The sequence below is a fragment of the Anaerotaenia torta genome (assembly GCF_050433395.1).
Classification (GTDB): domain Bacteria; phylum Bacillota; class Clostridia; order Lachnospirales; family Lachnospiraceae; genus Mobilitalea; species Mobilitalea torta.
This window is the reverse complement of sequence record NZ_JBNPXH010000023.1, coordinates 1-5,571: the sequence shown is the minus strand read 5'-3', so window position 1 is coordinate 5,571 and position 5,571 is coordinate 1. Positions and strand designations below refer to the sequence as shown.

At 38.6% G+C, this 5,571-nt stretch carries 6 protein-coding genes; 3 read left to right on the top strand and 3 right to left on the bottom strand.

Annotated elements, in window-relative coordinates:
- Positions 1-74: 74 nt before the first annotated feature.
- Positions 75-656 (bottom strand): endonuclease/exonuclease/phosphatase family protein, encoded by a 582-nt coding sequence (locus HNQ56_RS23755; protein WP_429151009.1) that lies wholly within the window; start codon positions 654-656, stop codon positions 75-77.
- A gap of 87 nt (positions 657-743) precedes the next feature.
- Positions 744-1,091: an ATP-binding cassette domain-containing protein gene (locus HNQ56_RS23750; protein WP_429151010.1), complete on the bottom strand. Its 348-nt coding sequence runs from the start codon at positions 1,089-1,091 to the stop codon at positions 744-746.
- 144 nt (positions 1,092-1,235) lie between these two features.
- Between HNQ56_RS23750 and HNQ56_RS23745 the strand changes: the two genes are divergently transcribed.
- Together HNQ56_RS23745 and nudC are read left to right on the top strand one after the other, a co-directional pair.
- On the top strand, positions 1,236-1,649 hold the full coding sequence (locus HNQ56_RS23745) for a hypothetical protein (RefSeq protein WP_429151008.1): 414 nt from the start codon (positions 1,236-1,238) through the stop codon (positions 1,647-1,649).
- 185 nt (positions 1,650-1,834) lie between these two features.
- Positions 1,835-2,674 (top strand): NAD(+) diphosphatase, encoded by an 840-nt coding sequence (nudC, locus tag HNQ56_RS23740; RefSeq protein ID WP_429151006.1) that lies wholly within the window; start codon positions 1,835-1,837, stop codon positions 2,672-2,674.
- Positions 2,675-3,032: 358 nt separating this feature from the next.
- Here the strand turns inward: nudC and HNQ56_RS23735 are convergent, their stop codons facing one another.
- Entirely contained in the window at positions 3,033-3,662 is a 630-nt protein-coding gene (locus tag HNQ56_RS23735) for a hypothetical protein (protein WP_429151004.1), read from the bottom strand.
- 458 nt (positions 3,663-4,120) lie between these two features.
- Between HNQ56_RS23735 and HNQ56_RS23730 the strand changes: the two genes are divergently transcribed.
- Positions 4,121-5,494 (top strand): M48 family metallopeptidase, encoded by a 1,374-nt coding sequence (locus HNQ56_RS23730; RefSeq protein ID WP_429151002.1) that lies wholly within the window; start codon positions 4,121-4,123, stop codon positions 5,492-5,494.
- The last annotated feature ends 77 nt before the right edge of the window (positions 5,495-5,571 follow it).

The following is a 5,571-nucleotide window of genomic DNA, read 5'->3' as shown; positions in this document are numbered from 1 at the left end:
AAGCTGCATAAAGTCTGAACATTGACAACTGAATAACTGCCAGGTATTGAATTTTCAAGGTGCATAGCTAAAATTTATGTGCGAAGTTTGAGTAAGTTATTTAATCTGGCAAATGCACTGGATAGTTCATTCCAATATGGATTCGCTTCATACTCCTTTAAGGTTTGTTCTCCTGATAAGAATTTATCTACGCTTGAATGGATATCACTATTGAAATCACCCAGTAGAATAGAAAAATCTCTTTGATGTCCTTGTTCATGTAAGAACCTGTTTATTGCAATGATTTGTGTTTCCTGCTCTTTAACAGAATCCCATGGCAAATGAACATTGGTAAATGAAAAAAGCATTTCATCTAATTCAAAAAAAGCGACTAATGCATTACTGTAAGAATATTCTTCCTTCTCATGCAGAAAGAAATGAGTATGAATAGGATATTTGCTTAATATTGCCAAGCCTTCTTCCTCATCCCGATATTTTTCATAAATACAATATTTGTAATTTGTTTCCTTAACGAGAATATTGTTATAAAAATACGGCGTGACCTCCTGTAATCCAATTATATCAGCATCAACATTATTAATTTCATGGACAAGCTGATTAAATCGTTTACCAATCCCTTTGTCTTCGTTCCAAACATTATAAGTAGCTATTTTCATAGTCTATGTTCTCCTTTGTCTTCTCCTTTATTTTCTCCTGTATCATTGACCAATGTTCACAAAGAAAAACAGAAACAGAGGTTTTACTTAATTATACCATTTTGCTTGTGCTGTGTATAGCTTTGCGTATTCGCCGCCAGCCGCCAATAAGATATCATGGGTTCCGTCCTCAACGATATCGCCGTCCTGCATAACGATAATCCGGTCCACTAACTTACATAGGCCAACCCGATGCGAAATAATAAGGGCCGTTTTATCCTCCGCGGCTTTAATGAACTTCGAGAGTATCTCCGTTTCCATCAGGGGATCAAGGGCGCTGGTCGGCTCGTCGAGTACAATCAGTTCGCTGTTCTTGAATAATCCACGGGCAATTGCCAGCATTTGCCACTGGCCGCCGGATAGCTCCTTGCCGCCAAACTCGCCATAGCAGAAGATTTATCCCGTATATTTAAAGTATGATGGTTATTTTGTGTTTTCATATTTCAAGAGCATTCCACGAACGGCTTTTATTACATGATAGTTTGGTGTATAATGAATCCTTAGAGAAAGGATTCGTTGATATGGATAAGGGGGAAGAAGATGCAGGAGTTAAAGATTCATTTGTGCCAGCTCATTGGGCATGGAGATGTAGATACGGAATATGATAATCAGACATTGCGCTTCATTACCGGAAAGCAGAACACGCGGTTTTGGACTACGGAAACTCCTGTTATTTCCTTTCTTGAGGTGCCGGAGTATTTTAAACTTCCGGTTACCATTGATCTTGTTATACGCATTGATTCTCCGGCTTTTTACCTTCCGTTCGGAAAAGGGCACGGGTTTTCATATGTCACACATATCTATGAGAATGTAATGGATCATTTCTTCTGGTGGTATATGGTATCGAATTACAAATATGAAAATAAATACATGGGGCGAAAAAACGACCTTACAGCTCAAACATTCAGCGACCTCCACCGGATGTTTCATGCAATTGAGGAAGTCATATGCTGATATCGCTAAATAACATAGAATTTCTGCTCTGGTTTTGAGCCGGCATCCTATTACAGTAAAATGCTTCGGAAATTGCACATAGTGCCTAAAAGATTTCAGCTATAGCGCAAGTATTCCGGAATAGGATAAAATATATTTAATTATAATACCTGCTGCCATATTAGCAGAGGAATCAGGAGAGATATATGATCAGCATACAAGGAAAGATTTTTCAACCTGCTTTTCGGCCTGAGCTGCAGACAGAGAAGCCGGATTGGGCATTGATATTACATGAGAGAAAGCTTGCCATGCTTCCGGGAGACGGGGGCTTTCGGATACCGGAGAAACAGTTTGCGCAGGAGTGTTTTGCCCTGACAGCGGGGATGATATATATCGGAAGCTACGACGGGCATAACTGCTACTGTACCCAGATTCCAGAGCTTGTGGAAGCTTCAGGCCTGGAGTATGTGGATATGAGAGAAGTGACGGACAAGTCCGGGGATCCGGGGCTGTTTATCGCAGCCGGTACGGCACATCACATTCTTCATTGGAGCAGCATGAATCAATATTGCGGACGGTGCGGACATAAAACGCAGGACAAAGAGAATGAAAGGGCAAAGATCTGCCCCTCCTGCCATAATATTATCTATCCCAGAATCTCTCCGGCTACCATTACTGCCGTGTTCAAGGGGGATCAGATTTTGTTGGCCCACAATAAAAAATTTAAGCAAAATCTCTACAGCCTCATTGCCGGATTTGTAGAGCCGGGGGAGAACCTGGAGCATTGTGTAGCCCGTGAAATAGAGGAGGAAGTGGGGATCAAGGTGAAGAACATCCGGTATTTTGGCAGCCAGCCCTGGCCTTTTCCGGATGCCTTGATGCTGGCTTTTACCGCAGAATATGATAGCGGAGAGATCCATGAAGATCAGGAGGAGATTCTTGACGCGAAGTGGTTTCATGCATCGAATCTGCCTGATATCCCCGCCACTGATAGTGTGGCCGGGAAGATGATACGTTGGTATTGCAGCCAAGGTCTAAAAGATTAGAAGATATAGTACATATTTTGTGCAAATATTATAGAATATTATGGAGTAACGAAAATCGCTAATCTCTTGCGAACTGAGGCAAGGCATGCCTATTCTAAGACCACAAGGATTAGCGATTTACTTCGGCAATTACATTCAAGCTATATTTTTGATATTCATGCAAGTTTAAAATAACAAACAAGCATAAAAACCAATAAGGATATCCAAGTTATCCAGTTAAAGAGCCGGAGAATCGAAGTGCAGAATGTACTTCAATTCCCCGGCTTTTTTGACCAAGTATTTTATGATCAGCCTTATGATTCAGCAGCCCTACCTTGAGATCCGTCCTATATATCAAAGTGGATGGCAATGGAGACCATTATTTCTCCAAATTCAACACCTGGGATACAATTTGAAAGACTTCATCATAACTTGAAGCACCATCAGTGACCAATGTTTTATATCCCAATTCGCGAGCCTGATTTCTTACATATTCTGCAAATAAAGCGTCTCGTTTCATCCAATTATCAAAGGCCTTGTCTTTGTCACTGCAGTCCTTTAAGATATGTGGAACCCACGGTCTTTCTTTATAATGAGTATATTGAAAGTCCGGTGTTGGAGTGATATTAATATAATGATTTTTATCAACTCCAATTTCATGAACCAATTCCGGTAAATAAGAAGCGCCTTCTGTTATAATGGCAGAATTGATTTTAGATAAGTCCTCCATAATATACTCAAATATTTCTCTGTAAAATTGCAGCTCTTCAATATTCTGTATTTCTGGTGCCCTCATCCATATTTGTTCCCCTGTCATATCACTTAGCTTTGTGCAAATGGGTTTCGTTTGCGATTTGCCTTTCTTTAAGTAATCGTCAAGAAAATCATCGACCTTAAAATAATATAAGCCATACTTTTTAGCAAGCGACTCAGCCACTGTACTTTTCCCGCTGCAAGGAGAACCGCCAATATAATATATGTTGTTTGATTGATATTTTAAATATGACATTTCTAACCTCCGAATAGTTTAATGTTATTCTGCAAAGTGATAACCCTGCAATTACATCCAAATAAAAACACCCATTGTTAAATCCTCCTTATGAATTCCTGTTTATGTGATTTTAAAGCAGTGAACAGATCTTTCGCTTACACTATTTTCCATTGGACCGGATTGAGCAAAATGAGCATCCGGAGAAGCCAATACCTATGGATTTTTATTTTTTGTTCTTCTTTGTAATAATAACATAAAATTCTACTCTTGCCAAAGAATTTATGCCTGTAACACTTACCGTAAAATCAATTCCTAATTTCAATTGGCCTTTTTATACAAGAATGTAAGTGATTACCGATATAAGATAAGGCAAATCGATGTTATAATTATAGACAACCAAAAATCCAATGATAATAATATCGCTGATTTTGGTTAAAAGTTATAGGAATTCAATTATACTGGAATAGGGAGATAACATGGGGAGAAATGATAGCACAAAGCATTTAATTTATAAAGATGAGAATAGATATTTTATTTTATCTTTCATTTTTAGCATTATTATTTATGGGGTAACATTATTAAACATTGGAGTATTTATTTACTTTTTATTTTTAATAGTAGTTTTGAGCATCACAAATGGAATTATGATAGCACGAATACGTCTAAATGGCGTGAGGATCAGCCAGCAGCAAATATCTGAGATATATGAAGAGGTTGAAAAGCTGTGCATGGCAATGGAAATACATAAAGTCCCTGATGTGTATGTAATTGAATCCGGTGGAATTTTAAATGCATTTGCAACAAGGTTTTCTGGTAAAAATATGATTGTTTTATATTCAGAAATATTTGATTTAATTGATTCAGATAATAAGGAGTCGCTATCCTTTGTCATTGCTCATGAGCTTGCTCATATCAAACGCAAACATGTTATGAAGCAGATGTTTATTCTGCCAGCTATGTTAATTCCTTCCCTTGGCAAGACTTATTCAAGGAGCTGTGAATATACCTGCGACAGGTTTGCTGCTAATTACACAAATAATATAGAAGCGGCAATGAGCGGGCTTACTATTTTGGCAGTGGGGAAAAAACTGTTTAAGAGAGTTAATCAAAACGAATACCTGTTACAAGGAAGTATGGAAAAAGGCTTATTTGTGATGCTGGCAGAGAAAAACTCCACTCATCCGTCTTTACCCAAGCGGATGGAAGAAATTCAAAGGTTTTTCAGTCCTTCCTCTGCTCCTGCCACGGTACGAACCAAGATATCAACTAGAATTATCGCAGGGCTTGCGGCCTTCACAATATCTTTAGCAGGGGTTATTTTGTTGTTTTCGGATAATATAATTGACAATATTGCATCTATAAAGGATAGCTTCCATTTGGGTACTGCTCTGGAGGATGATTCAATGGATATGATTGATGCGGTTGCAGCAGGAGATAAGTCGCGAGTGAATGAGCTTTTAGATACAGGTATTGATCCTGATATAACAGATGGAGAAGAATGGACACCCCTCATGTGGGCGACCCAAAATGCTGATATACAGATGATTGAATTATTATTAGAAGCCGGCTCTGATCCTGGTAAAATGAATTATATTGAAGAAACAGCTTTGGATTTTGCTATATACCAGAATAATGTGGAGATCATAAATATATTGATCAATGCCGGTGCTGATCCTAATTTTGCTGACTCAACGGGATGGACTCCCTTGATGACCGCGGTGTCCAATGAAAATACCGAAGCAGTGAAAGCCTTACTGGAAGCTGGTGCTGATCCGGACCTTAAGGATGAAAGCCAATATACGGCTTATTTGTATGCTGTTAAATATAATTATCTCAAACTTCGCACATAAATTTTAGCTATGCACCTTGAAAATTCAATACCTGGCAGTTATTCAGTTGTCAATGTTCAGACTTTATGCAGCTTGCA

Bases quoted from the DNA above. Each gene is read 5' to 3' on its own strand.
- HNQ56_RS23755 (WP_429151009.1), bottom strand. From the start codon at position 656: ATGAAAATAGCTACTTATAATGTTTGGAACGAAGACAAAGGGATTGGT.
- HNQ56_RS23745 (WP_429151008.1), top strand. From the start codon at position 1,236: ATGCAGGAGTTAAAGATTCATTTGTGCCAGCTCATTGGGCATGGAGAT.
- nudC (WP_429151006.1), top strand. From the start codon at position 1,835: ATGATCAGCATACAAGGAAAGATTTTTCAACCTGCTTTTCGGCCTGAG.
- HNQ56_RS23735 (WP_429151004.1), bottom strand. From the start codon at position 3,662: ATGTCATATTTAAAATATCAATCAAACAACATATATTATATTGGCGGT.
- HNQ56_RS23730 (WP_429151002.1), top strand. From the start codon at position 4,121: ATGGGGAGAAATGATAGCACAAAGCATTTAATTTATAAAGATGAGAAT.